At 43.9% G+C, this 26182-nt stretch carries 30 protein-coding genes and 1 tRNA gene; 8 read left to right on the forward strand and 23 right to left on the reverse strand.

Annotated elements, in window-relative coordinates; all coding sequences use genetic code 11:
* Nucleotides 1-53: 53 nt before the first annotated feature.
* The gene (gene csaA / locus BTR1S_RS19165) at nucleotides 54-386 is read right to left on the reverse strand and encodes a chaperone CsaA (RefSeq protein WP_006636164.1); all 333 of its coding nucleotides are present in this window, start codon (nucleotides 384-386) and stop codon (nucleotides 54-56) included.
* 117 nt (nucleotides 387-503) lie between these two features.
* Complete coding sequence (locus tag BTR1S_RS19170; protein WP_029418426.1) at nucleotides 504-1535, reverse strand: monodechloroaminopyrrolnitrin synthase PrnB family protein; 1032 nt, start codon at nucleotides 1533-1535, stop codon at nucleotides 504-506.
* Nucleotides 1536-2021: 486 nt separating this feature from the next.
* Here BTR1S_RS19170 and aprX point away from each other — a divergent pair, with 486 nt between their 5' ends.
* The gene (gene aprX / locus BTR1S_RS19175; RefSeq protein WP_029418425.1) at nucleotides 2022-3347 is read left to right on the forward strand and encodes a serine protease AprX; all 1326 of its coding nucleotides are present in this window, start codon (nucleotides 2022-2024) and stop codon (nucleotides 3345-3347) included.
* 64 nt (nucleotides 3348-3411) lie between these two features.
* Here aprX and BTR1S_RS19180 read toward each other — a convergent pair whose 3' ends face one another.
* From BTR1S_RS19180 to BTR1S_RS19215, 8 genes are all read right to left on the reverse strand, one after another.
* A complete protein-coding gene (locus tag BTR1S_RS19180; RefSeq protein ID WP_006636167.1) occupies nucleotides 3412-3822 on the reverse strand; it encodes a DUF5367 family protein in 411 nt (136 codons plus the stop codon).
* 11 nt (nucleotides 3823-3833) lie between these two features.
* Complete coding sequence (locus tag BTR1S_RS19185; protein WP_029418424.1) at nucleotides 3834-4442, reverse strand: TetR/AcrR family transcriptional regulator; 609 nt, start codon at nucleotides 4440-4442, stop codon at nucleotides 3834-3836.
* A gap of 179 nt (nucleotides 4443-4621) precedes the next feature.
* Nucleotides 4622-5107 (reverse strand): DinB family protein, encoded by a 486-nt coding sequence (locus tag BTR1S_RS19190; RefSeq protein WP_006636169.1) that lies wholly within the window; start codon nucleotides 5105-5107, stop codon nucleotides 4622-4624.
* 295 nt (nucleotides 5108-5402) lie between these two features.
* Nucleotides 5403-5990, reverse strand: coding sequence for a TetR/AcrR family transcriptional regulator (locus tag BTR1S_RS19195; protein ID WP_029418423.1), 588 nt, complete (start codon nucleotides 5988-5990; stop codon nucleotides 5403-5405).
* A 6-nt stretch (nucleotides 5991-5996) separates the two neighbouring features.
* A complete protein-coding gene (locus BTR1S_RS19200; protein WP_006636171.1) occupies nucleotides 5997-6713 on the reverse strand; it encodes an MBL fold metallo-hydrolase in 717 nt (238 codons plus the stop codon).
* A 79-nt stretch (nucleotides 6714-6792) separates the two neighbouring features.
* Nucleotides 6793-7257: a GyrI-like domain-containing protein gene (locus BTR1S_RS19205; RefSeq protein ID WP_029418422.1), complete on the reverse strand. Its 465-nt coding sequence runs from the start codon at nucleotides 7255-7257 to the stop codon at nucleotides 6793-6795.
* A complete protein-coding gene (locus BTR1S_RS19210; RefSeq protein ID WP_006636173.1) occupies nucleotides 7254-7538 on the reverse strand; it encodes a zinc ribbon domain-containing protein in 285 nt (94 codons plus the stop codon). Before BTR1S_RS19210 ends, BTR1S_RS19205 begins: the two co-directional genes overlap by 4 nt.
* Nucleotides 7539-8030: 492 nt before the next feature.
* Nucleotides 8031-8966 (reverse strand): helix-turn-helix transcriptional regulator, encoded by a 936-nt coding sequence (locus tag BTR1S_RS19215; protein WP_006636174.1) that lies wholly within the window; start codon nucleotides 8964-8966, stop codon nucleotides 8031-8033.
* A gap of 178 nt (nucleotides 8967-9144) precedes the next feature.
* Here BTR1S_RS19215 and BTR1S_RS19220 point away from each other — a divergent pair, with 178 nt between their 5' ends.
* Nucleotides 9145-9657 (forward strand): CcdC protein domain-containing protein, encoded by a 513-nt coding sequence (locus tag BTR1S_RS19220; RefSeq protein ID WP_034325567.1) that lies wholly within the window; start codon nucleotides 9145-9147, stop codon nucleotides 9655-9657.
* 38 nt (nucleotides 9658-9695) lie between these two features.
* Here BTR1S_RS19220 and czrA read toward each other — a convergent pair whose 3' ends face one another.
* The 3 genes from czrA to BTR1S_RS23450 all read right to left on the reverse strand — a co-directional run bounded on the left by czrA (nucleotide 9696) and on the right by BTR1S_RS23450 (nucleotide 11289).
* Entirely contained in the window at nucleotides 9696-10028 is a 333-nt protein-coding gene (czrA, locus tag BTR1S_RS19225; RefSeq protein ID WP_029418421.1) for a Zn(II)-responsive metalloregulatory transcriptional repressor CzrA, read from the reverse strand.
* Nucleotides 10029-10119: 91 nt separating this feature from the next.
* Nucleotides 10120-10944 (reverse strand): MBL fold metallo-hydrolase, encoded by an 825-nt coding sequence (locus BTR1S_RS19230; RefSeq protein WP_006636177.1) that lies wholly within the window; start codon nucleotides 10942-10944, stop codon nucleotides 10120-10122.
* A 93-nt stretch (nucleotides 10945-11037) separates the two neighbouring features.
* Nucleotides 11038-11289: a YnfE family protein gene (locus BTR1S_RS23450; RefSeq protein WP_006636178.1), complete on the reverse strand. Its 252-nt coding sequence runs from the start codon at nucleotides 11287-11289 to the stop codon at nucleotides 11038-11040.
* A 157-nt stretch (nucleotides 11290-11446) separates the two neighbouring features.
* Here BTR1S_RS23450 and BTR1S_RS19240 point away from each other — a divergent pair, with 157 nt between their 5' ends.
* Together BTR1S_RS19240 and BTR1S_RS19245 are read left to right on the forward strand one after the other, a co-directional pair.
* Nucleotides 11447-12784, forward strand: coding sequence for an APC family permease (locus BTR1S_RS19240; protein WP_029418420.1), 1338 nt, complete (start codon nucleotides 11447-11449; stop codon nucleotides 12782-12784).
* Nucleotides 12785-12881: 97 nt separating this feature from the next.
* On the forward strand, nucleotides 12882-13532 hold the full coding sequence (locus BTR1S_RS19245; RefSeq protein ID WP_006636180.1) for a lysozyme family protein: 651 nt from the start codon (nucleotides 12882-12884) through the stop codon (nucleotides 13530-13532).
* A gap of 140 nt (nucleotides 13533-13672) precedes the next feature.
* Here BTR1S_RS19245 and BTR1S_RS19250 read toward each other — a convergent pair whose 3' ends face one another.
* From BTR1S_RS19250 to BTR1S_RS19295, 10 genes are all read right to left on the reverse strand, one after another.
* Nucleotides 13673-14659 (reverse strand): polysaccharide biosynthesis protein, encoded by a 987-nt coding sequence (locus tag BTR1S_RS19250; protein ID WP_006636181.1) that lies wholly within the window; start codon nucleotides 14657-14659, stop codon nucleotides 13673-13675.
* A 38-nt stretch (nucleotides 14660-14697) separates the two neighbouring features.
* Nucleotides 14698-15336 carry a DUF1796 family putative cysteine peptidase gene (locus BTR1S_RS19255; protein ID WP_029418419.1) on the reverse strand — a complete coding sequence of 213 codons (639 nt, stop codon included), beginning with the start codon at nucleotides 15334-15336 and terminating at the stop codon, nucleotides 14698-14700.
* 214 nt (nucleotides 15337-15550) lie between these two features.
* Nucleotides 15551-16279, reverse strand: a complete 729-nt coding sequence (locus BTR1S_RS19260) for a hypothetical protein (protein WP_006636183.1) — start codon at nucleotides 16277-16279, stop codon at nucleotides 15551-15553.
* Entirely contained in the window at nucleotides 16276-17502 is a 1227-nt protein-coding gene (locus BTR1S_RS19265) for a glycosyltransferase family 4 protein (RefSeq protein WP_029418418.1), read from the reverse strand. Before BTR1S_RS19265 ends, BTR1S_RS19260 begins: the two co-directional genes overlap by 4 nt.
* A gap of 168 nt (nucleotides 17503-17670) precedes the next feature.
* Nucleotides 17671-18204: a DUF420 domain-containing protein gene (locus BTR1S_RS19270; protein ID WP_006636185.1), complete on the reverse strand. Its 534-nt coding sequence runs from the start codon at nucleotides 18202-18204 to the stop codon at nucleotides 17671-17673.
* A gap of 149 nt (nucleotides 18205-18353) precedes the next feature.
* Entirely contained in the window at nucleotides 18354-19334 is a 981-nt protein-coding gene (locus BTR1S_RS19275) for a hypothetical protein (protein WP_006636186.1), read from the reverse strand.
* A gap of 323 nt (nucleotides 19335-19657) precedes the next feature.
* Entirely contained in the window at nucleotides 19658-21247 is a 1590-nt protein-coding gene (locus BTR1S_RS19280; RefSeq protein WP_029418417.1) for a solute:sodium symporter family transporter, read from the reverse strand.
* 150 nt (nucleotides 21248-21397) lie between these two features.
* Nucleotides 21398-22204: a 3D domain-containing protein gene (locus BTR1S_RS19285; protein ID WP_006636188.1), complete on the reverse strand. Its 807-nt coding sequence runs from the start codon at nucleotides 22202-22204 to the stop codon at nucleotides 21398-21400.
* A gap of 227 nt (nucleotides 22205-22431) precedes the next feature.
* Nucleotides 22432-24210, reverse strand: a complete 1779-nt coding sequence (recQ, locus tag BTR1S_RS19290) for a DNA helicase RecQ (protein ID WP_029418416.1) — start codon at nucleotides 24208-24210, stop codon at nucleotides 22432-22434.
* 115 nt (nucleotides 24211-24325) lie between these two features.
* Nucleotides 24326-24844: a hypothetical protein gene (locus BTR1S_RS19295; RefSeq protein WP_029418415.1), complete on the reverse strand. Its 519-nt coding sequence runs from the start codon at nucleotides 24842-24844 to the stop codon at nucleotides 24326-24328.
* Between the two features lie 108 nt (nucleotides 24845-24952).
* Between BTR1S_RS19295 and BTR1S_RS23455 the strand changes: the two genes are divergently transcribed.
* From BTR1S_RS23455 to BTR1S_RS19305, 4 genes are all read left to right on the forward strand, one after another.
* Nucleotides 24953-25087, forward strand: a complete 135-nt coding sequence (locus BTR1S_RS23455) for a hypothetical protein (protein ID WP_255130855.1) — start codon at nucleotides 24953-24955, stop codon at nucleotides 25085-25087.
* A 51-nt stretch (nucleotides 25088-25138) separates the two neighbouring features.
* Nucleotides 25139-25402: a hypothetical protein gene (locus BTR1S_RS19300; protein ID WP_029418414.1), complete on the forward strand. Its 264-nt coding sequence runs from the start codon at nucleotides 25139-25141 to the stop codon at nucleotides 25400-25402.
* A 177-nt stretch (nucleotides 25403-25579) separates the two neighbouring features.
* Nucleotides 25580-25762, forward strand: coding sequence for a YjfB family protein (locus BTR1S_RS22190; protein WP_373870250.1), 183 nt, complete (start codon nucleotides 25580-25582; stop codon nucleotides 25760-25762).
* Between the two features lie 111 nt (nucleotides 25763-25873).
* Nucleotides 25874-25947, forward strand: a tRNA-Arg gene (locus BTR1S_RS19305).
* The last annotated feature ends 235 nt before the right edge of the window (nucleotides 25948-26182 follow it).

The raw sequence follows: 26182 nt of genomic DNA on the forward strand, positions 1-26182 counted from the left end.
TTTAATCAAGTAAAGAGGCTCTCCGGCCAAAAGCCGGGAGCCTCCCTTTTGTTTCATCCGATCTTTGTGCCATTCGGCGCTACTTCATCAGGCGTTAGTAAGATCACATCGCCTGTTTCAGGGATGCCGCCAAGAACAAGCACCTCTGATCGAAATCCTGCAATCCGCCGCGGCGGAAAATTGACGACTGCCGCTACCTGCCTGCCCTCCAGGCTTTCAGGTGTATAACGCTTCGTAATTTGCGCACTCGATCTCTTCATGCCGATTTCAGCGCCAAAATCGATTTCCAGTTTGATCGCCGGTACTCTCGCCTCTTTAAATATTTCAGCTTTTACAATCGTTCCGATCCGAATATCAAGCTTCAAAAAGTCTTCAATGACTGCCATGTTGTCACCCCTTTGCCATAGTCAAGATCTTTCCCATGTTGAATAGATGTTGGCAAGTATAGAATATCATGCATTTCTTTTCAAAGAAACATGGCAAAAACGGTTCAAGCTGGTTTATCATTTTTTCACAAAGTCATTGATATCTTTCCGGGAAACCTCAACCATGTCAATCAATTCTTGCAGAAACGAATCAAACGGGAAACCGCCTGTTCCGTATTTGACATCTGGATCTTGCTTTCTAATATATCTGTTTACGATTCCTTGATGTGTCAGACGGTATTCAATAATAGATTGATAGATTTCATCCAATAACGATAGTTCTTCTATATCGTTTGTCTTCAAATAGGAATCTTTAAGTGAGGGCGTGGACATGGCTTGGGCGATGTTCACTTTATGTTTCGGCTCAAAATAAGGGAATAAGGTCTGGATCATCTGAAGGTGCGATTCGCTCGCTGTCCCTGTCACGATATCGATGATAATCAGATTGGCCAGATGAACCGCGCTTGGCGCGCTGTATTCCCGCCCGCCGATCTGAATCGGGAAAAAATAGCGCCGAAAACAATGAAAAAAGAAAGCCGGGTCTACTGTTTGATGAACGGTCCGACTCTCATGTTTTAACATACGGACACAGGATGCGGCTTCTTCCAGAAAATTAATGCGGTTCTCATGAAAAGGGTTCTTTTTTAAAAGAAGCAGTTTTTCCGCTGCCGGCCGGATCGCTTCATCTGATTTTTGGAGCTGCCGGATGAAGTTGACTTCGCTTTCATCTCCTGTAAAGGTCCGCAGCGCTTCTTTAGGATTGTAATTCACGTAGGAGGAATATGTATCTCTTGGCGCCATTCCGACAGAAGCAGCGAGCATCTTCAATCGGCTGATGATATCCCGGGAGGCAGATGACTGACCCAATTCAGAAGCGACGAGAAAAATACCCAAATCACCTATCGCCCGGATTCTTACTGCAAACGGCTGACCGTACACGATGTCCAGCACTTCGTCAAAAGATGGCATCAAGTGAAGTAACGCACTGACTCCTTCTGCATATTCCTCCTTCTGTTGATATCCGGGAAGTTCATGGACCACAAAGCGGCTGAATTCGCCGAATGGATACAACGCCTTTTCACAAGATCCGGTCATTTCCGATGAAGCCATAAAAATCACTCCTTCTTTTATAAAAGCATGGATTTTAAAGCTGAATACCTCAGTGTTGGGCTCTGATTAAAATAAGCCAAAGAAGAAATCGAGGAGTCATTTTTTATGCATCATCGCTGTTAACAGAGTCCAAACAAAAAACCAAACTCAAATCTATCAGCCAAGATTTGAAAAAACACCTGCTAACAAAAGAAACTCATGCGCCTTCCCTGGATTTCCGCATATGTGAAATCCATTACATAACATTATTTCCATAAAATAAATATAAACTCCTAATCTATTTTTGTCAACTATATCCATATATAGCGGACAATTGTACAAAACGCCGCACTCCGGCAATCTTTTCTTTCAACAGATCCTCATGCAGGACCTGATGGATGATAATGAACCGGCCCCTTTTATCTGTCATGAGGACAACCAACTTTACGGATTCAGCCTCAGATTCATAGATTATCAGAAAGAAAAATCAATGTGAGGTGGATGCTGATGTTTGGTTCCTACATGGTTCAAATGGTTCGCGCCAATGCCCATAAATTAGACCGGCCGCTAAGGGAAAAAGTATTAAGGCTCTACAAACCTTTTAAATGGACGCCGTGTTTTTTGCACGGACTGTTTGAAAAAATGCTCATGAAACGCAAAAAGATGTCAGTGATTATTGAGTTTGAAGGAGATTGTCATAGAGGCTATCAGTCTGTTCACGAGATGATCGATCAAAAAAGACGAAATAAAATGAAGAATCATTTTCCGAAAATCAATTGCTGCAGCGCTGAAGTCACGCCAACGGTTTTACAATCTCTTCTTTCGGAGTGCGGGGACATTCGAAAAATATATTTAAATCGGAAGGTGACAGCTCTTCTTGATGTCGCTGTCGAATCAAGCAATGCCAAAGAAGTCGTCAGAAACAATCAAACGCTGACGGGAAGAGGTGTCACAGTAGCCGTCGTGGATACCGGCATTTATCCGCATTCAGATCTTGAAGGAAGAATCAGGGCCTTTACCGATTTTGTGAATCAGAGAACAGAGCCATATGATGACAATGGACACGGAACCCATTGCGCGGGCGATGTGGCAGGCAACGGTGCCGCTTCTTCCGGAAAATACCGCGGACCGGCGCCTGAAGCAGAGCTCATCGGTGTAAAAGTATTGGATAAAATGGGGTCCGGAACATTGGAAACCGTCATTCAAGGGATCGACTGGTGCATTCAATTTAATGAAGAACATCCAGATCGTCCAATCGATATTATTTCAATGTCGCTCGGTTCAGAGGCGCTCTCATATGAAAATGAACAAGAGGACCCTGTCGTCAAAGCTGTTAATGCCGCATGGGATGCAGGGATTGTCGTCTGTGTTGCAGCCGGGAATTCCGGACCTGATGCGAAAACGATAGCAAGCCCTGGTGTCAGCGGAAAAGTCATTACGGTCGGCGCTTTGGATGACCGTGACACGGTCAACAGGGACGATGATGATGTGGCATCCTATTCCAGCAGAGGGCCGACGATATACGGCAAGGTAAAACCCGACCTTTTAGCGCCGGGCACCGATATCGTTTCGCTCCGATCACCGGGTTCTTTTTTGGATAAGCTGCAAAAATCGAGCCGTGTCGGCACAGATTATATGACAATGTCCGGAACATCAATGGCAACCCCGATTTGCGCCGGAATTGCCGCGCTGATTCTCGAACACGTCCCCGACGCTTCTCCTGATGAAGTCAAAAGACTTTTGATGGAAGGAGCCGATTTGTGGAAGGATAAAGACGCAAACATCTACGGCGCCGGCTATATCAATGCGGAAAATTCCATCCCCTCCGCCTGACAAAGCATGACCGATTCGCCCGTTTTACATGAGGAAACGGGCGAACACTTTATTGGGGAAAATTTCAGAATACTCCCCGCTCATCCTTCCTCACAAGAAGGAGCGGGATTATTAAATACATCGCATACGCACATACCATCCAAATGGTAAAAGCAATCACCTGACCTTGAGAAAGCTCCGGAAAGATCAGCGAATGGTTCCAGACTGAAAAAGTGTCCATAAATAAACCGACTGCCGACCCCCATATCCCGAGCTTGATTACCGCATAGCGTGATTGATCAAGCTTTTGATAAAAAAACAATACCGCGTACAGGAGGACAAAAGTTCCCGCTTCAAGAAGCAAAAAACGAACCAAAAAGCTGTGTTGGCCGGGATCAACGAGAACCAAATCTCCAAACCATACAAAAAACATCGTGGCACCCAACCAGACAAGGAATGAAAACAGAAGCGCCAGACCTAATTTTTGCGTAAACATTTTTGCCCTCCCTATTCCTTTGATCCAGATTGATCAGCAACTTGCGCTTTTTCAGTCAGATGCTGCAAAACCAGCTCCAATTCCCGGTATACCTCTTCAGAAGAAAAGCCGGGTGAAATAACAGACTGCAGTGCAAGGCCGTCAATCAATGCGTTTAAAAGAATTCCCCACGTCTTTAAAGAAACCCCTTCAACCGGAGAACGCTCCCATAGCGCAGACAGCTGTTCTGTCAAAAACATATTTTCGTCCTCTATCAGCTTGCTCAATTGGCTGCTGATCATGTCATTGCGAAATCCGGAAACAACCGACTCCAAAAACAACCGATGATAATATGAATCTTCCTTTGTTCTTGACTGGGCAGACATCAAGCCTTCCTTTATTTTTTCAGCTGCCGGCTTCTGTCCGCTCTTTAAATTCTCCCAAGATATATAGCAAACATCCTGCACGACTTCGAAAACAAGCTGCTCTTTCGTGCGGAAGTGATAATATACGGTCCCCTGCGTTACATTTGCTTTTTCGGCGACCGCTTTCAGCGTCAGATTTTCCAAGCCCTGATCCATGATGCACCTCTTGGCAGCTTCAATCAGCATGTTCTTCGATGTGACATTTGGTCTTGCCATTCTCTCACCTCTTAGTTATCCAAATAACTAACTATCTGCGAAAACTTTAATATGGAAAAAAGGATTTGTCAATCTTTAATTAGTTGACATAATATTTTTATGGTTTTCCAAAATCAGCAAGGCTTTTGTATTGCCATCAAGCGGCGCCCAGACTCCGCAGGAGTCCGCGGCGCAAGGCATTAGTTCACCCCTTTTGCGGGGTCCCAGTTTTTCTGCTGCTTTCTCATATGGACAATCTGCCCCAAATGATAGACATTATGAAGAATAAGACAGGATAAAATGTCAGCCCATGTGGAATCCGGTTCATGTTCGGCTGGCTGTGTCAGCTTCGATTCTTCGCATGAGGCCATCTCATGTATCCATTCGGAATAAATACGGTCCAGATCCTTTCTGCTTTCTTCCCACCCGAGTCCGCTTTTGTTCACAAACGTGTCATCGATTGTGTAATCGAACACCGGGACGGGGATTCCTTTAAACCGTTTTAAATATCGCTCATTATAAAAAATTAAATGGTTGGTGATTTCGAAAATCGAATTTTCCGTACCTTCTCCTTTTTGTTTTGCCTGGTTTTCGGTCAGACCCTCGGCAGCCGTTTGAAAGCAGACAAACCAAGTTGTTTCGTTATAGCATGCCTTCAATTGATTGAGAAATACGTTCTTCAGCATAACAACCCTCCTGCCGTTTTCAGTCTTCAGTCTGCCGGTGCCGGCGAGAAGACTGCTCTTCGTTTTTTATTTCGCTGTTTGTCATGCGTAATCCTTTTTACAAAATTGTTAACTCCTCAATTTCCGAAAGAAAAGCGCTGGGCAAAAAAAATCCTTGGCATTGAGCCAAGGCAGGAAAGTGGCTGGTTAAGCCTTATCACCCTTTGACTCAAAAACTTATGAGCCATAATTCAATGATACTAAACTTTCAGGAAAAAGTAAACAATTATGAATATTCAAAAATCATTCTTCTATTTTAGATGTCTTTCCGCCTATGTTTCCGGCAGGTGTCAAGTCCTGCTAAAAATGCACAAATCGCCATTTCCAGGCTGTCTTCAATATCATATGGAAGACCGAACGCCCGGTTCTGCATAAGTGCGGCAAAACCGTGCATGATGCTTCTCAATCCTCTGACCGCATGAATCGCTGAAACGCTGTCTAAATCGTAAGGTTTTAGCACTGAAAGAGCCAGATTGACGATCTGTCCGCCGGCTTCCTCTATCCGTTTGTCTTCACCCGCCGGTTTTAACAAAGTCGCTGCATAGAGGCCCGGCCGTTTTTTGGCGAAATCGATATACGCTCGCGCCATATTGCAGACAGCTTCATCTTTTTGAGCGCCTTGAATCGATATCGCCATTTCTTCATAAAGGCTTGTCAATCCCCAAACCGCAAGCTCTGTGCGAATGCCGCCAAGTCCTTCAATATGGTTGTATAAAGACGGCGGGCGAACATTCAACTTTTTGGAAATGGATGCCAACGTCAACCCGTGAACACCTTCTTGATCTGCCAGCTCTGCCGCAGCTTCCAATATCGTCTGCATATTCAGTCCTATTCTTGGAGACATGATTCTTCACCCTTTCCTGTTCAATAAAGACTCAGCTTCGCTTATCGCTTTTTTCATGCCTTCTTCTGGACCGCTTACGATGCTTCCGTGGCCTGTGGCAAGCACTTTCGGTTTGACGTCTAATAATTTTCGCGCGCTTTGTAAAGCTTCTTCCTTATTCCAGGTGGCAAAAGCGGGAAATGGGAACGAGAGCTTCAAGCGCCCGGATACCGTTATTCCGCTTCTTGTGTGAAAGGCATCCCCCGCAACCAGAACCCCGTGCCGTTCATCAAAAAATGACAGACTTCCAGGTGTGTGCCCCGGTGTAGAAATCGTCAGCAGCGATCCGATGCGGTCGCCGTCGTGCAAAAACCCATCCGGTGTTGTCATGATGTTTTTTGGGATATCTCCCTTAATAGGTGTCTGCGCTTCATGTTCAAGGAGTGATTTATCTCCGTGCAACAAGCGTGAATCCCGTTCAGAAATAAAAACCTTGACGCCGGGGAGCGTCTGTTTTAGGGCATCAAGCGATCCGACATGATCACCGTGGGCGTGTGTCAGTACAATTCGTTTAATCGGTTTTCGAAGACCGGCGGCGGTCTCCAAAATTCCTTTTTTGCTGATTGGAAGCCCGGCATCGATGAGTGTAAGACCATCCTCCTCTTCAACCAAATAGCAATTAACCGGAAATAAAAGTGGAAAACATGTCAGCTGATAGATCGTTTCATATTGGGTCAGTCTCAAAAACGCCACCTCTTTATAGGAAATAAAAAACTAATGATGTTAGTTTTCATTATAAAACTAACACCATTAGTTTTTCAAGTCATTTATTTTCGTGTTTGACAGCTACGTATACCGTGACTTGGGCGTCCTCAGAATTGGCCGCCGTTTCACCGTAAACCTCAAAATCACCGGTGTATGTGCGTAACGCTTTCTGATCCCATGACCAAATGTCCTGCCATGTTTCAAAAACAACCTCTTCCAGTCTTCCCCGTCGCGAAGTGAAAACAGCATATAAGGAAGAAGGAAGTGTGATCACATCCTCACCATGTTCGCAAGCGTCAAAAAACGTTCCGATGGAATACGTATATGTTCCAGATTCATCTGTTTCATATTGAGAGTAAAGGGCGATAATGTCAGATGTTGCTGTTTTGATGCTTTGCTTCCGAAATAATTCCCACATGGCGGAAATTCTGCCCTTTCCTGCTGCTTCATCCGCATTGCTCGTCACTGTCGATATTCCGGAGAACCGCTTTTTATCCAAATGTTCAACATGAGAAAAGCTCATTCCGCCCCTCCTCCAGTTTTTTCAGCTGGGGATTTCCAGCGTTTTAAGTACGGCAACGTGCTTTTCAGCAGCACTCTTGCTTCCTCCTCTGTCCTGCCTTCATCTTTCATATGCGGCACACAGCTGTCGATCATATCTTCAAGGGAGGCATCGGGCTGTGTAAACACGCCATTCACATAGCAGTACTTACAATAATCGGGACTTTTGGCGCCATCTTTTTCTGTTCCGGCAAGGCCGTCAGCCATTGGCATCGAGCAGCTTTGGCAAAATTGTATTTTCATTGTTCATTCCTCCTTTATGTTAATATTACAAAAACGAACCTGACAGCATTGTGTCAGGTTTCATCCTTTAAATAATCGTTGTTAAAAAGGGTGCATTTTCGGATGGAAAAGGCGGGACTTCCGAGGCGGATTCAGAGATTGCGGTTAGAGGGAGAGCAAAAGTTTACAGGACAGAAGACGGAGCCATGCTAAAAAAATGCCTCCGGCAGCCGATGGCACGTATATTTATAATGCCCGACCGGAAGGATGGAGAATTTGCAAGTCTTGGCCCCGATCAACCCAAGCACATATACCACAAGGGTCTAATTCATTCATCAGAACGGGGACGTGCCGCCTTTAAAGGCGGCAGTGTTTATTGAGCATATGACTAAAAAATAATCAAGAATGTCAATCCGCCAACATCTGCAGCGGGTTTTTTAAAATTCCCGCCGGAGAAACCCGGTCTCCTCCCTGGACCAAATCTTCCCCTACCCACACATATTTCCGGACAGTTCAAGTTTCATATACGTTAACAATTTGCTTTGCCAAGTCTTTTACTTTTTCACGAATGTGAGGAGGATGGAGAATTTCGATGCGGGTTCCAAATTGCAGCAAAAACCCATACAGCCAGTCATCTTCAGGATACGATACGGAAGCGGTGCATCTGCCGTTTTCATATGTAAGCGCCTCAACACCGAAACATTCCCTTGCCATAGATTCCCCGGACGGGTTCACAAGAAGTGTGATGTCCGTCATATTGTCGGGCCGATGCCATGTTTTCTCCCAGGGCAGATCACCGAGATGGACTTCCCTTCTCTGATATGTGTCAGGGAGAGCGCTGACATCTTTCATTCGGAGCAGCTTAAAAAAACGGAACGCTTGTTTTTCATGACTGAAGGCGTAGAGATACCAGTTCCGCGCCTTTAAAACAAGGGTGTGGGGTTCGACAAGCCGTTTTCCCGTCCGTCCTTCCCTGTTTACATATGTAAAGGACACGAGGTTTGCACTGTCGATCGCTTGATGCAGCAGCTGCATCTTCTCCTTTAATGCGCTGCTTTCTCCCCAGGACGAAATATCGAAAAACCATTTTTCCGTTTTTTGACGAAACTGGGACATTTCTTCTTTCGGGACGAGAAGGCGGATTTTTTCCAAAGCGGTCCCATGATGAAATGATGTGTAGGTTGATGAGACGCTTTCGAGCGCAGTAGAGATTGCGGCCAGCTCATCAGCTGAAAGCAGCTTGTTTTCCAGGCGGAACCGCTCCATTATGCTGATCCCGCCTCCGGCTCCCTGTGACGTGACGATTGGGATGCCGGCCTGATTGATCGTTTCGATATCGCGGTAAATCGTTCTGACTGAAACCTCGAACATGTCGGCAAGCTCCTTCGCCTGTACTTGCCGTTTGCCGACCAGCAAAACGACAATCGCCAGCAGGCGGTCAATTTTCATTACACACCCTCCTTTCGCCTCTACAGCCTTTCTCTTGTTCTTCTACTATAGCACAGAAAGATTTTAGCATAAAATAACAAAAACAAGATCTCTTGACCCATTTTCGCCCTAAAATTATATTTCCGGGTACGATTGATCGAGATTGGACATATACTCGGTTTGAAAGGAGGTTAACAACATCGCAGTTTACTTCGCGCAGTTTTTCGTCATCTGTCTGATCGTTTATATCAGGGTGAAACGCTCCATCGGTTTTCAGCCGCTAAACAAGGCGCGCATGGTATTCAGGATGGTTCTTTTTTCGGGGATTTTCATGACGCTTCTGACGATGAGCTCCCTTCATCCTCTATCATACCTGTACGATCTGATCGGGATTCTGCTTGGGCTGATGCTGACGATATATGCGTTAAAGCATGTATCTATCGAAAACCGTGGGGGGATCATCTATTTTCGCACCCATATGTGGGTTGAGCTGATCGTACTCTGCATATTTTTATACCGGTTCCTTTCGCGTCTTATCGAAATCAACGGCCTTGAGACGGCTTTGCTAAACGGCGGTTCAGCCGCTTACGGAACGTTTTTGGCGCAAGATCCGGCAACGATGATTGGCTTTTTTGTTCTTGCCGTTTATTATGTCGGCTTTTCTTTTTTTGTTTTGAAAAAAGGCAAAATTGCAGAAAACCGCTCACTATAAAAGGCAAACTCAGGAGCTTGAGTTTGCCTTTTAGCCTATCAGTCATGCTGTGTATGATCGATCATTTGCTGAAGGACATCCAGCACATGCTGATCCTCCGGGGAATAAAAAATGGAGGTTCCTGACCTTCTTGATTTGACAAGGCGCAGATTTTTTAAAAATCTGAGCTGGTGGGATACGGTCGACTGCAAAAGTCTCAGCTTTTCTGCAATTTCATTAACCGAATGTTCCCCCTGTGACAGCAAATGAAGGATTTTGATCCTCGTTGGATCTGAGAGCGCTTTAAACGTCTGTGAGACGAGAAACAACGTTTCTTCATCTAATTCAAGCCGACTTTGTTCTTCTGGTATTTCTTGATTTTGCTCGTTCATGTTTTCACCTTTTCCGTACATCGTTTTCCCTCATTTATCATATACCAAAACAGAGCGGATTGAAAAGTTTTCCGAGCGGAGGTTTGTCAGCCTATGTGGTAAACAGCGTCCCTTGTATAGCTTGAATATACCTGTCTGCTGACAGCTGAACGCGCTCCCCGGCATGATTCTTAACGACGCGGCGGAAAGCGTTGTACAGCCTGTTAAACGAAACATCCTTTATTTGATCAGCCATTTGTTTGACCTTCTCCCCCGGAAGAGGAATCAAGTTTGGATAACTGTACATAAAGCTGACCCAGTCTTGGTCTTGAACGACTTGAATAATATCGCCTGTGAGCAAAATCCCCTTGCCTTCGTTTCCATTTTTCCAATGGCAAACGGCTCCTCCTTTAAAATGACCGCCCAACCGGTGCAATGTCAGCCCGGCGGATATCTCGACTGATTCCCCCGACCAATAAATGATCCGTCCGCTCGGTCTTTGCACCCATTCTCTATCATCTTCATGAATATAGATCGGCGCATCAAAGGCTTCGGCCCATTCTGCCTGTGTGGAATAATAATGCGGATGGGATAATGCAATCGCCTGAATTCCCCCGATCTGTTTGATGTTGTCGATCGTCTCTTGATCTAAATATGTAATGCAGTCCCACAGTAAGTTAAAGCCCGGCTCTTGAACCAAATAAGCAGTTTGGCCGATGCCAAATCCCGGTGTTGTCGTCAGACTGTGTAAACGCTTCTCCTCATACCGGACGTCGTTTTTGTACTGACCGCTTTTCTGCAAGTCTTCAAGTGTTGTCCATGCTTGGCCTTTTGGATTGACATATTGTCTTTCTTCATTGCATATGCGGCATTCTGTCGGTGGTGCCGGACTTGGCTCATATTGAACCCCGCAAGTCGTGCATATAAAGTTTTTCATCGTTTCTCCCCCTTTCTTCTCTATATTTTACCATATGATGCCGAACTGTCTCGATGTATGGCGCCATGAAAAAAAGCATCCGGAACTCGGATGCTATATGCTGACGTCCTGATACACATCTTCCAGCTGTGAGAAGGAAATATCTCCTGCCGCACAATCCACGGCAGCACTGACGATTTGGTCAAACCCCTCGGCTGAAACGCTGCGCTCCTTTAACCGCCGTTCATACTGTTCAAGTTCTTCCTGCTGCCTTCTTAAATCCTCCTCTTTTCCCTCATAATCATCGGCATTCATCGTTTCCATATTTCTTTTTACAGCTTCTACATAGCCTTTTAATTCATCCATAATAAAGATTCTCCTCGCTTTCCTAAGTCAGTCAAAAGCTTTTGCCAATCCGCTCGTTTTTATACGAAAAAAAGATGTTTCATCCGCTTGCTAGCACACCAAAAAACATTTAAAATATGTCTTAATTTACAATACACATAAGGAGTTCTATAAGTCATTGAAAAACGAAACTGCGCTTAAACGAAGCCTTACACTTGTCCCGCTCGTTGTCATCGGGCTCGCTTATATGGACCCGCTTGTCGTATTTGATTCTTACGGGGTGGTTGCCCAGATGACAAAGGGACATGTTCCGGCGGCATATATGTTCACGGTCGCCGCCCTACTCTTGACAGCTTTAAGCTACGGCAGCATGGTCAAAGCTTATCCAAAAGCCGGATCGGCTTATACATATGCGTTTGAAAGCATTCATCCCCGCGCCGGATTTATAGCGGGATGGACGATTATGCTTGATTATCTGTTCCTTCCGATGGTCAACTTCGCGATCGGCAGCGCCTATTTGACAGCAGCGTTTCCGAAGATTCCTCACAGCTTCTGGGTGATCCTGCTCGCTTTGTCGATTACGTTCGTCAATATCTTGGGGATCAAATTAACGGCAAACATTACGTCCTTGTTTGTCGCCTTTCAAGTCATCGTTGCTTTGACATTTACGGGGTTTATGATCACAGGACTTGCAAACGGGCTCGGTTCAGGAGAGCTCGTCTCGGCGGCTCCTTTTTATCAGCCTGATATGGAGCCTTCCCTCATTGTGTCGGGGGCAACGATTTTATGTTTTTCCTTTTTGGGCTTTGACGCGATTTCCACAATGTCTGAAGAAACGATTCATCCGAAAAGGAACATTCCCCTGGCCATCTTTTTAACGGTTGCCATCGGTGGAGTACTGTTCACTGCTGTATCTTATTTTATGCAGCAAATATATCCGAATTATGAAAGCTTTCGGCATGCCGATTCTGCATCGTTGGAAATCGCTTTTTATGCCGGAGGCGCTTTTTTGCGGTCTTTCTTTTTGGCCGGAACCATGGTCGCGGTTATTTCATCGTCGCTTTCTTCGCATGCGAGCGCTTCAAGGCTTTTGTATGCAATGGGACGCGACAGCTCTTTGCCGAAGCGTTTCTTTGGGTATGTCCATCCGAGATTGAAAACCCCGGTTTTCAACATCATCTTGATCGGGCTGATTTCGCTGACGGCCATGATCGGAGAGCTGGAGGTCATTTATTCGTTTATCAGTTTTGGCGCATTAGTCGGATTTATATTTGTTCATCTGTCTGTCATCGCCCATTACTATATCCGCCGGAGGCAAAAAGGCGTTTTGAACACGGTGCGCTATTTGATTCTTCCCTTTTTTGGCGCCGCGTTTTGCGGATGGCTGCTGCTCAGCATCAGCAAAAACGCGCTCATCATAGGAGCCGTTTGGCTGATTGCCGGATTTTTGTATTTCTGGTTCAGGGTCCGTACCCTGCCGGACACCACGTTTGGATTTGATAGAGATTATCGCTAGAAACGTTGATAATATCGCTTGGTCTTGGGATCAAGATATGTCATAATAAAAAGGCTGTGTACTGTTTTCGAGTTAGGGCTTTGTAGAGGTGAAACCATTGAAAAGAAAGAAATCAGGGTGTTTTGCCGGAGCTGGCTGTTTGTGTTTTTTTGTGCTCGTTCCCTTGATCGCGTTCTTGGCCCTCAGCGGTCAGGAGCAGCTGAAATGGCTTCCTCTCGATACTGAAACCAATATTATGGAGAGATTAACAGATTACAAGCCTCTTGTACAAAAAGAGCTTGAAAAGCAGGGGCTGGGACAATATACCTCACTCTTGCTGGGAGTGATCTATCAAGAGTCAAAAGGCAGAGGCACTGATCCGATGCAATCGTCAGAATCTATCGGCATGAAAAGAAATCAGATTGATGATCCGGAAACCAGTATTAAGCAAGGTATCCGCCATTTTTCGGATATGTACAAAAAGGGCCAGAAAAAAGGCGTCGATTTGGCGACGATCATCCAGAGCTATAACATGGGGGCAGGCTACATCGATTACGTCTCTAAACATGGCGGAAAACATACTGAGAAACTGGCGAAGGAATTCTCCGAAAAACAAGTGAAAAAAAATCCCGATTTGTATAACTGCGGAGGAGATAAAAACAACTTCCGCTACCCATATTGCTACGGGGATTATTCTTATTCGGAAAAAGTATTGGAACGAACAAAAAAAGTAGAAGAAAGAATTGAAGGTTTAACACTTGAACATTAAAAAAACGGGACCGGGCGCAAGCTGTTTTGTATGCGCCCGGTTCGTTGTTCATTTCCAGCGAACATAAGCATCGCCTGCAACATGCATGCCATGCTTTTTAAAGTCCGCAGATGATCAAGAGATTCATCAATCATACCGCATTACGCTAAAAATCCACCCTCTTTTAACATCTCTTTTACTTCTTTCTTTGAGATTAAAAAATCATTCGAACTTAATTTTTTCGTTTGAAGGGGCCCGTAGCCGGCGTAATGTGCATGTAATTCCGGAATTTTGATCGAAGGCAGCACGACTGAAAGATCATCCGTAAATGAAACGGCATGCTGGCGCTCATGCGCGGATATCAGCAGTTCATGCAGTTTTTCCCCCGGTCTGGCCCCGCTTTCAATGATGGACGTATGTTGACTGCCATAAGCCTCGATCAGGACTTCCGCCATATCCAAAATCCTACAGGCCGGCGAGTTCATGATGAAAATCTCTCCGCCTATTCCTTGAACAGCCGCTTTCAATAAAAGCTGGATCGTTTTTTCCTTTGTTAAAAAGAAGCGGGTCATTCTTTTATCCGTGATGCTTACCTGGTTCTTCTGCCGGATTTGGTCTTTAAAAAGCTGCAGGACGCTTCCGCTGCTTCCGAGCACATTTCCTCCCCTGACACAAATAAAAGCCGTTTCAGAATTCAAATGGTTCGCATAAATAATCAGCTTTTCGCCGATCGCTTTCGTCATCCCGTAAAAATTAACAGGATCGGCCGCTTTGTCAGTTGATACATTGATCACTTTTTTGACGCCATTTTCAATTGCCGCCTCAATGACATTTTCAGTGCCTGTCACATTGGTTTTTAACGCTTCAAGCGGTTGTTCCTCACAAACCGGGACATGCTTAAGCGCGGCTAAGTGAAATACATAATCGACCCCTTTAAGCCCCGACGCCAGGGCTTTCCGATCCCGGATATCGCCGATGTAAAACGTTAATCTCGGATCTTCAATCTCCCTTCTCATCTGAACTTGTCTCTCTTCATTTCTGGAAAATACAATGATTTTTTTCGGATTTAAAGATAGCAACTGAAGGATGAGCTCATGGCCCCATGAACCTGTTCCCCCGGTAATGAAAATGACTTTATTTTCAAACATTCTTTTTCCTCCTCAGAACTGGACTGAAAAATAACTGGCTAAACGAGTTTGATCCCTTCAAACAGCGATGTCCACAAGTCATGGTTTGCCTCCCATATTTCTTCACCAGGTAATTCAACAGCGCAAACTTTCTCCAATGGCCAATGGTTTTCGACAATGCCGGTGACGTTCGTATGCCGTACGAGGAGGACACTAAAGTCATGCTGAACCATTTCTGACAAAATGAGTTCAAGTTCCTTTGCCTCTTCAAAACTGCCCTCTGTCCTGACAAATAGAATTCGCTTGCCTGTTGACATTTTTTCTAAAAAGCGGTTAATCCTTCTGTTGAACTTCTCTATGACTTCAGGATACGTAGCCAGATCATCTAGTGTATTTTTATCCGCATCAAAATCATGAACCGATCCGACATGATAATTATCATCTATCACATAGATAGTAGATCCCTCTTTTTTTTCGGCAGTGTTATAGCCTGCTACCCTGAGATTTTTTGCTTCCATAAAGCCTGTAAATCGATTTCGAAGAAGTCGGTTAACGTCTGATAAAGAATGAGTAGCAAACCAGTCAAGAGGACCTGCAAACGGCCTTAAATCGTGCTTTCTAAGCTGAATCGCCGCCAAACAGAGGTGTCCTAAGCTAAAAATAGCATCATAATCCCCTTTAATGTTTTGTAAATTCATATTCCCAACTCCCTTTACTTCCCTCCTGTAAATCTGCTCGCCAATAGGCATGTCAAACTTTCACATGCGGATTCTTTTTAGTATTGTATGCTTTATGGTAGTGAAAGGTAAACGACAGCTACCTACTCTTTTTGGATTTCAATGAGAAAAAGTCTGGAAGCCGGCAAACATGAAAAAGCCTCCGGTTTCCGAAGGCTAATTAATAGTCAAGTTTTTATACATTCCCGCTTTTCTCATGATTTTCCTGAGCGGCTTTAAGGACTTTTACAGTTTCGGGACTTGGCAGGGTATGATCTTCAGGAAGCGTTTCTCTTAGTGTTTCTACTATATTCCGGTCCATATCTTTAAGGGTATTTGCCGCTTCAGTAACTTTAGGCAGTGATTCTGTTATTTCTCCCGAATCTTCTCGATCCGTATCAGTAAAAGTGTTTCCTGCTTTAGAAACTTTAGGCAATGATTCTCTCATTTCTCCCGAATCTTCCCGATCCAAACGATTAAAAGTGTTTCCTGCTACAGAAACTTTAGGCAATGATTCTGTCATTTCTCCTGAATCTTCTCGATTCAGAGTGTTTCCCGCCACAGAAACTTTAGGCAATGATTCAATGATCTCTTCTAAAGCTTCCCGATCCATGCCTTGAGCGACTGCTGACATAATGTCATTTAAGACTTTATTATTATTTTCTAATATCTGATTATTCATATTGTCAAAGATTGAATTTAAGTCTCTGATTAATGGTTTCATGCTATCGTCGACAGATTCGCTTAATTCTGAAACGGATTCTTCCGTAGAGTCAGATCCCGCTGTATCCTCTGTACCTTCCGATGATTGTTTTGCCCGTTCTTCAGCTAATTGGAAGAGCAGGTCGAGATACTCCGCCCACCAATCGGCATCTATTTCTTTATTGATTGTATCGAGCAAATGATTGACAATTAGCGTTTTCATTTAACATCACTCCCTGTTTCAGTAACATTTTCATAAACATTAAGAACCTTGCTGACCGCTTGATCCATATCCCAATGCTTCTTCGCAAACTCCTTGGCATTTGACCCCAATTTGCTTCTAAAATCATCGTCATCCAATAAACGATCCATATGGCTGCACAATGCTTCCGGATCCCCTTTAGGGGCTACCAATCCTGTTACTTCGTGTTCAACCATTTCCGGCAGGCCGCCAGTATCACTGACAATGGCAGGAACCCCGGCTATTTGAGATTCAATGAGTGATAAAGGCTGGTTTTCCAAAAGACTTGGAAGAACATACATATCGGCAAGTGACAGCAGATAAGGGATATCATCGCGCTTTTTCAAAAAGATCACGTCATCTTCAAGACCAAGCTCCCTGCTTTGAATTCTGAGAGGCGCCAGTTTCTCTCCTTCTCCGACGATCCAGCAGACCCAGTCATTTCGAATATTCTTCAATTGACCAAGCGCATTCACTAAATCATGGACACCTTTAATCTCAGTGAGCCTTCCCGTAAACAGGATGACTTTTTTATCTGTGGCAGGAGGTTCGCTTGTTTGAGTGTTCATTCTTTCCAAGAAACCATTGATGTCATAGCCGTATTGAAATACTTCGATTTGCCCGGCAGGCACGGAAAATTCTTCAGTCAGAACGTTTTTCAGCCACTCGTTGGCGACAATCGTCTTATCGGCGGAAATTGCCCCCGTTTGTTCAAGATGGTCATAGTAGGCTCTTGCCAGATACGAGGTGGAAGACCTGTGAATGGTTTTGAGCTGTGCTCTGATTTCATGTGCGACACTGCCGTGAAGGGTGGTGACGAGCGGGATATTCTTTGGAAGCACTCTTTTGATGCTTGAGCTCGAAATAATATCCTGCGCATGTACGACATCATATTTTTCCAGTCCCAAATATGCGGCGCCCATCTCATACGCATAACGCTGCTGTTCGGTATAACTGACCAATTGATTTGCAAAGATTTCCGGAAACTGATCTTTGCTCATGATTGTATTGATTAAAGGAAGCAGCTGGCTTTTTTCTATGCTTCGATTTTCATTTACAACATGAACGATCTTGTTCTCTTTCCCATAACCCAGCAAATCTACTTCATGCCCTAAAGACTCGAGTTTTTCTCTTAATTGGACCATGTATGTCCAGACACCGCCTACATGGGGAATATCCCAATAGGTAGCAAGTAGTATTTTCATAAGCATCTCCCTTTTCATTTCTATCCAATGCTCTAATTATTTATATTTGTCATATCCAATTCTTGTGTAGGACGTTTATCTATTTCGGACAGATTATTTTCAAAAAAGAAAGCGAGAGATTTTTTCGAAGGATCAGAGCAAATAAAAAAAGCCGGTTGTCCGGCTTTTTTAATAGTAAGGGGAAATGAGAACATATACGAGGACGCCGGTCAAGCTGACATACAGCCAAAGCGGCATCGTCCAGCGTGCGATTTTGCGGTGGCGTTCAACCTGCATGCTGAGCCCCCTGAATAATGTGAACAAGGCCAGAGGAACGATCACGGCAGACAAAATAATGTGGGTGATCAGAATAAAATAGTAGATCGGCCGAATAATGCCTTCCCCTCCGAAATGGGTATCAGGCATCAGCGAATGATAGGTCAGATAAGACACGAGAAAGATCGCCGTTGTTGTAAACGCTGCAAAAATAAATCGTTTGTGCGCTTTAATGTTTTTCTGCTTAATCATGATAAGCGCCGCAACTAGAAAAATGAACGTAAAACTGTTGCAGACGGCGTTAAGCAGCGGCAAAAACGTCAGATCCAAATGGCTGAATTTGTCGCCTTTCGGGATAAAAAACAGCAATGCGATGACACCGTTGATGATGATTGTCAAAGCGACAACGATGCCTGTAAAATTCTTATTTTTTTCTGTATGGCTCATATACGATAATCTCTCCTATTTGTTCAAGCTATCAAAATCGTATTCAATATCAGGGGCATTGTCAATGTTTTCGCTTTGTTCGTTGGAATTTAGACATAGAAAACACAAAAATTCCCTCCGGGCTTTCCGCCCAGGAGGGAATGATGTCTTTAGAAGTTCATTGCATCGTTGGCCATGAGCTTCTCTGCTTCTTCTTCTGTCACGATGTCAGCTTTTTTCGGTTTATGACTGAATGTCACATCACCGTCGATTTCTTTAAAAGAAGAATTTGTTGTGATACCGATTGATGCAGGGAAATCTTTAATGTCAAAGTCGATTGAGATATCGGCTTTTTCAGAAAGGATATTTTTCTTATCATCAAGCGTAGTTGTCACTTTATATTTCTTGAACGTCAAATCTTTCAGGTTGTCTTTTACATTGTTCAAGTCTTCTTTTGACAACGTTTTTTCAGAAGCTTCGCCAATAATTTCGATGATTTTCACAAGCGCCTTTTTGATTTCTTCGTCATTAAGGCTGAATGTGAATTTCTCAGAGGCGCCCTGCTCTTTTTCTTTGTCTGTTAAGTCTGCTTGCTTAAATTGATCTGAAGATAGATTATCGGCCGCTTTTTTGATTGAATCCATTAGTTTCTTTTGGATTTCTTCCGTTTCTCCTGATGATGACTGATCTTCTTCAAGCGGGAATTCTAAATATTTTCCTTTCAGGCTGTCAAAGTTCATTCCGGCTGTCCCAAGGAAGATTCCGAAATTATCAAGAACGCTGTCCAGTTTTATGTACCCTACTTGTTTTTTCTCATCCATAAACACAGGGACATCAAAATTCATTGTCATGTTTTCAACTTTTACTTGACCTTTTAAAACAATTTCTGATTGTTTTGTTTTTGAATCCGTCTTACCGCTGACCGTTAATTTTAAATTATTTAATATTTCGGCAACCTGCTTATCTTCCGCTCCCATATTGGAGGCATCTACTTTCAAGCCGATATCCGATGAAAAATCGTATTTTTCCGCTTCAGCTAATTTTTTGTAAGCGGCTGCGTATGATCCTTTTGGATCAGCTTGCTGACATGCAGCTAATGCAAGAATAAAAACTGAAACGACTAAAAATAAAAACCAGTTTCTTTTCTTCAAACTTAAACGCTCCTTTTGTCATGTTTTTTTCTGGGTTTAAGAGGATATAAGATCATTCATCCTAGCGAAATATACCAGAAGTCATAAGCATTCTATCACAAAATAGATTCGCACAGATGAAAAATATGCTTAAAATTACTTTAAAATTTGTTTTTAGCTAGATTGGCAAATTGCCATTCTTTTTGCCTGGAATGGTTGCCTAAGGAACAAAAAGCGGTAAAAAACAACGAAAGGAACGGCTATTTCTGCGTTTTGCATGTGTGAAAATATTTTAAAAGATTCGAAAGCACAAAAAGGCAGAGGAACATACTCCTCTGCCTTTTTTATCGGGCGAGCCCCCACGGAGAAAAGATGAGATAAATTCCGGCCATCACACAAATCACAAGGATGGAAGCCAGTTTTACATGTTTCCACGGCTTGAGGTCAACCTGCGGATTGATCTCAAGCTGAAACTCCTGTGCCCTCGGCCGTACCTTTCCGACCAGGAGCATGAGCAGAACGGAAAATGGAAATAAAACCGCCAATATATATAAGAAATGAATGTGGCCAAAATAAATTTTTGATATCGCGTACAGGATGATATGCGCTGGAATCGCGAGCTTGACAGCTAATGCCGGCACTTTTTTCGAGAAAAATCCGACGAAGACGGCCGCCAAAACCGGCACATTAAAAAATCCGAACATCTCCTGAAGGTAATTGTAAAGCCCCGACGGTGCAAACAATATGAAAGGCGCGATAAAGATGGACACGGTTCCGAGGATGATGACAAATATTCTTCCCGTTTTAACAAGCTCCTCTTCTGTCGCATCAGGCTTGAAAATCGGTTGATATAAATCCAATGTGAATAAAGTGATCGTGCTGTTGAGCGATCCATTGAATGAGCTCAAAATCGCCCCGAATAAAACAGCGGCAAAAACCCCGACAAACGCGGTCGGCAGCAAGTCAACGACAAGCCTCGGATAAACGGTGTCCGGATTAGCAATGTTTCCTCCATAAAGATGGTAAGCGATCACACCCGGGAGAACAAGGTAAAACACACCGATCGTCTTAAAAAAACCGGCCAGCAATGCCCCTTTTTGTCCTTCCGCTAAATTTTTGGCCCCCAGCGCCCGCTGTACGATCGATTGATTGACGGCCCAATAAAACAAATTGTTAACCAAGAGGCCGGTGAATATCGTCGGCCATGGCACTTCGGCGGAATTGTCCGCTGATAGGGAATTCAGCTTTTCGGTATGTACAGATGTCAGCTTTGAATAGCCGTCTGCCAGGCTGCCGTCGCCGATTGCGATGATGCCGAGCACAAAGATGAAAAGCCCGCCGAAAATCAAACCGATCCCATAAATGGCGTCAGCGGATGCCGCGGCTTTAAGTCCTCCAAAAAATATGTAGCAGCAGCTTGCAGCACCGATAAATAGCGAGATCAGCAGGACTGTCGTGAACGTATTTGCGCCGAGAAAAGCAGAAATGCCAAACACCTGATCCAGCACGAGCGCCCCCGAATAAAGCACCGTAGGCAGAAAGGATGTCGCATATCCCAGCAACAACAGTATTGAAACAATCTGCCGAGTTCTTTGATCATAGCGTTTTTCAAGAAAATCCGGAATGGTCGCAACACCTGTCCCGAGATAGCGCGGCAGAAACACAAACGCCAGCATAATCAACGCGAGCGGTGCCGTGACCTCCCAGGCCATTGCGCTCATTGTGCCGGCATAGCTTTGCCCGTTTAACCCGACCATTTGTTCTGTCGATAAATTTGTCAAAAGCAAAGAGCTCCCGATATAAAGAGCGGTGAGGCTGCGGCCTCCGAGAAAATATCCGTCTGAAGTTTTCAAATTGATATCCTTTGTCCTCAAATAAGAAAAAATAAAAATTCCCGCATTAATGATAATGAATGTCAAAACAATCCACAGCAATGTCTCCATCTCCTTTTAAATGATGATCAGCTTTTGGAATATCTATTCATCTACCCATCTATCAAGCTGACAAAACATCAAAAAGCAGAAAAAAAGACACTGACCATTATATGTCCAGTGTCCATTGTCCAGGCAAAATCGCCGCATGTATTATTTTAAAACTTTTACTTTAACCGTTCTGACGCCCCAATTTATTGCGTCAGATTTGCTAGGAACAAATACGTCAATTTTGTTCCCTTTAATAGCGCCGCCGGTATCTGCAGCAGTCGCTTCACCATAGCCTTCAACATGAACTTTGGTGCCAAGCGGAATCACGTTTGGATCGACAGCAATGACTTTGGCGTTTTTATTGGCTTTTAAATTGATTCCTGTCGCTGTGACACCTGACATTCCGCCATCGTCAGCTGTGTATGCTGTCGCAGTAACCGTCAGCTCTTTAGCAGTGCTTTGTGATGTATTAGAATCAGATGCTGCCTCTTTTTCCGCTGCAGGCTTTTGAGCTGGAGCAGCCTGTTCAGTGTTTACTTTCTTTTGAACAGGAGCTTTTGCTTCCGCAGGCTTTGCCGGAGCTTGAGCCTGAACTGTCGCCTGACCATCAACAGCAATCGTTGTATTCGGATAAATCATATCTGATTTTATGTTGTTCCAATTTTTGAGATCATTTACAGTGACGCCAAATTTTTGGGCGATTTTCCAGAGAGTGTCTCCCTTTTTGATTGTGTATTGTTTCTTTTCTGTTGTTTTTTCTGAAACGTTCAGCTTTTGGCCTGGAATAATAACATCAGAAGAAAGCTGGTTCCATTCTTTTAAATCCTGCAGGCTTACACCTTGTTTTTGCGAGATTCCCCAAAGTGTATCACCTTTTTGGACTGTTACTTCTTTTGCAGAGGCACTCGCTCCGAAAGCAGTTGTAGACAGTGCCGCAACTGCAACAAAGGACATAAACGTCTTCTTCATAAGTAAATCCTCCCTTGTTAGCTTTTTATTGTTCGGCTAACAGGAGCTATCGTAACATATGAAAATGTCAATTCAATAACAAAACAATTTGTTTTTGATTACAGTTCTTTTACAAGAAAGATTTTCCACGCTTGTACAAACCCGGATAAATTAAGCGATATCAAGGTTTTTTTGAGGTTTTATGTTTTTTAAAAAAGAGTTTTACTAAAACATTTAAATTCGTATTTTTATGATTCTTTTTCTGTTTTATAGGCTATTAGCTCCTGTAAAAATACAGCGCCGTACTTCTGTTTTTTTTGTTCTCCCACTCCTTTGACATCCATTAATTCTTCCTCTGTCAATGGCATTTTGCCGCTCATTTCCTTCAATGTTTCATCAGAAAAAACAACAAAAGGAGGCACTCCCTGTTCCTGTGCAAGCTTCCGGCGCAGCACCCTTAAACGTTCAAATAACTGATCATCCTGAACAATGCGGGCGGCTTCCATTTTTTCTTTACGGGCCACCTGTTCCCTCCCGAGCAATACGTTCCGTCCCTTGTTTGTAACAAAGAGAATCGGATAAGTCCCGTCAGACATCTGTATGTAATCATCGGAAATTAAAAACTCGATAAAATCGCTGATCTCTGACAAGGACTGATGACTTAAAATACCGTACGTCGATAAATGCTGAAACTGGTTTTCTATGACTTTCTTATTTTTAGAACCGGCAAGAACCTGTGCTACCATTGTTTTTCCGAATCTTTCCCCCATCCGGATCATACACGATAATACCATCTGCGCTTCCTTTGTCACATCCGCGGCGTTTCTTGTATCAAGGCAGCTGCCGCATCTTCCGCAGTCTTCCGTCTGCTGCTCGCCGAAGTAGCCGAGAATAAACCGCTCAAGACAGCCTTCAGTATGGCAGAAATCGACCATTTGCCTCAGCTTTTTCATGTCTTGGGCCTGAATGGCTTCATCTTCTGCCGACTGTTCGATTAAAAAACGCTGAAGACGGATGTCCTGCGGGGAAAACAACAAAATGCATTCGCTGTCAAGACCATCGCGGCCGGCCCTTCCTGCTTCCTGATAATAGCTTTCCATGTTCTTTGGAATCTGATAGTGGATGACGTAGCGGATATTTGTTTTATTTATACCCATTCCAAACGCGGAAGTCGCAACCATGACACTGATGCTGTCATTCAAAAACAGATCCTGCTGGCGGTCCCGTTCATCATCATTCATCCCGCCGTGATAACATCCGGCAGATATCCCCTTTTGCGAAAGTTTTTCAGATATTCTTTCCGCCTCCCGCCTTGTCGCCGTATAAATAATTCCCGCTTCAGAACGGTTTTTTTCAATGTAGGCTTCAATGAAACGGTCCCTGTTTTCGCCTTTAACGATTTTAAACGTCAGATTATCCCTTGAAAAACCGGTAAAAATCGTATTTTCCTTTTGAATACCAAGCTGTGCGCATATATCTTCATGAACTTCAGGAGTAGCGGTAGCCGTCAGTGCCAGCACGACGGGGCGGCTGCCGAGAGCGCCAAAAAAGCTTTCAATATGCCTGTAGCTCGGTCTGAAATCGTGGCCCCACTGGGAAATACAATGGGCTTCATCTATCGCTGCAAGCGGAATATGAAGATGTGAGATCACACGGATAAAGTCCGGGGAGGCTAAACGCTCAGGCGTGACATAAAACAGCTTGTACCCGCCTTCGCTTAATATGGACATACGTTCCTCAATCATGCGGGAATCAAGGGAGCTGTTGACGTATGAAGCTTCAATGCCAAGCTGGTTTAAAGCATCCACCTGATCTTTCATCAGGGAAATTAAAGGGGAAATCACGAGGGTCGTACCTTCAAACATCAGGGCCGGGATCTGGTAGCAAATCGATTTGCCTCCGCCTGTCGGCATTATGCACGCCGTATCCCGCCCTTCTAAAACAGATTGAATGGCTTCCCGCTGCCCCGGCCGCAATGACGGATAACCAAAATAACGCTGCAGTAGTGATTCAGCTTTCTCCAACATACTACTGAAAACCTCTCTTTAGATCGTCTTCTTTCTGTGCCTCCATCATATCATATTTGGAAGGGCAGACAATCACCTTTGCTAAAAAGGTAAAATAAAGATCCAAAAAGAATGTTTAAAAGGTTGATGGCACTTCTCCTACTGATCTGAGTTTTTCAGCCGCCTCTTGGCAAAGGCTTCTATACTCCAACGCACTTTTGGAGCTGACTTCGCCTTGAACGATAAATCTTAAATTCCAAAGCTCCCTTACTAGCGACACCGTTTCTTTCGAGACAGCGCCTTGTTCATGAAGCACATCGATGACACGCAGCAGATCATGATGGCCAGAATCGGCATCATACCTTTTCGCGGCCTGATGCAAGGCCTCTTCCACTTCAGACCACGCACTGTCTATGACGGCTGTTGACGGGCTTCGGGACTTGATTGCTGCCTGCCCGGCCTTTCCTTTGATCCTTGCGGCAGCAAGCGCTTGAACCCGCATGCCGAATTCCAATTCAAAATCTTTATACTTTAATTTCATAAGCTCCTTCAGCCGTTCAGATACAGGTTCTTTAAGCAGCAATACAATGATGACCAATGTAACAGGCCATATCAATGAATGGATCACATGAGATATAAATTCAAGCCAATCCATGAATCAGCCTCCCTTTCTCACTTGATATTTAACCTAATAGACATTGATTTTTTTGATGCACAGGTGATATGTTGTGAACAGAAGAATAAAAGGCTCAGGGGGGTAACCGTGCTGATACTCGTCATTTTGGCCGGATTCATCGGAACAATCATCACAATCTTGAGAACGATAGTGAAACAAAACAATAGAATTATCGATTTATTGGAAGAAAAAACAGGTCATCCGCCAAACACGAAACACTAGCTATGTTCCCCGCCTGACTTCAAAAAGCATATAGAGGAGATGAAAACAAACATGACAGACGTTAAACAGCGGCAAAAACGACTGGCAGGCGCGGCAATCGCAGCTTTGTTTTTAATCACCGCCTTTCCTTCCTTATCCGCTACAAAAAACATCTCAAAAGAGCAACAAAATCCCGATCTCGATACCCTTTTAAAAGAACACTCTGTTGAAATGGCCGGATACACAGTGATTGATGAAGAAAAAATGAAAGACGCTTATGGCGAGGACACTACAAAAACGCTATTAAACTTGGCCAGAATGGCGAAACATCATTAACAATTTGTCCGCAAACTGTATAGGTTTGCGGATTTTTTCCTCCGCAGTAAGGACACCTCTTGAATCTGAAGGCTTTTCCAAATCTATATTATCATAACGGAATAAAAATTTGAATATTCAAACCATTAAATGTGAATAAAGACTCCTTCCGTACAGGCCGATATTACTTGTAAGGAGGTGGTTGAGTTGGATATCGCTGTTTTATCGATGGCTATGAGTCAATCCGCGCTTGCCCAAAACGTGAATATTTCCTTAACGAAAACGGCTTTGGACACCGCCGAGCAAAATGCGGAGCAATTGATCGACATGGTAAAAGCGCCCCACCCTGTTTCAGGCCATCATATTGATCTGAAAGGCTAAGGCAAAGAGCATGCATGTCAGCCTGTCTGGATGCATGCCCTTTTCTGAAACAAAAAAATTGCCGTCTCCCCCTTTATTTTTTCGGATTTTTGTACTATAATATTGTTCTGTGTCCCAGTAGCTCAGGTGGATAGAGCAACAGCCTCCTAAGCTGTGTGTCGGGAGTTCGAATCTCTCCTGGGACGTATTGAAAGAAAAGAGACAAATCCTTGATACGTAAGGGTTTGTCTCTTTTTTGTTTGTGATTCCGATCGGATTATCATGTATCTGTGATCATCTTGTGGCGGATTTATTTTAATGCAAACAATGCTCGAATATAATTGAAACACCCGTTTAAAAATGCCTTTTCGACAACTTCATTTCCTTTCATTTTCAAACCACTTTTATAAACGCCATCTCTTCTTATTTTCAACGTGTTTT

Source organism: Bacillus sonorensis NBRC 101234 = KCTC 13918 (assembly GCF_001592005.1).
Taxonomy (GTDB): Bacteria; Bacillota; Bacilli; order Bacillales; family Bacillaceae; genus Bacillus; species Bacillus sonorensis.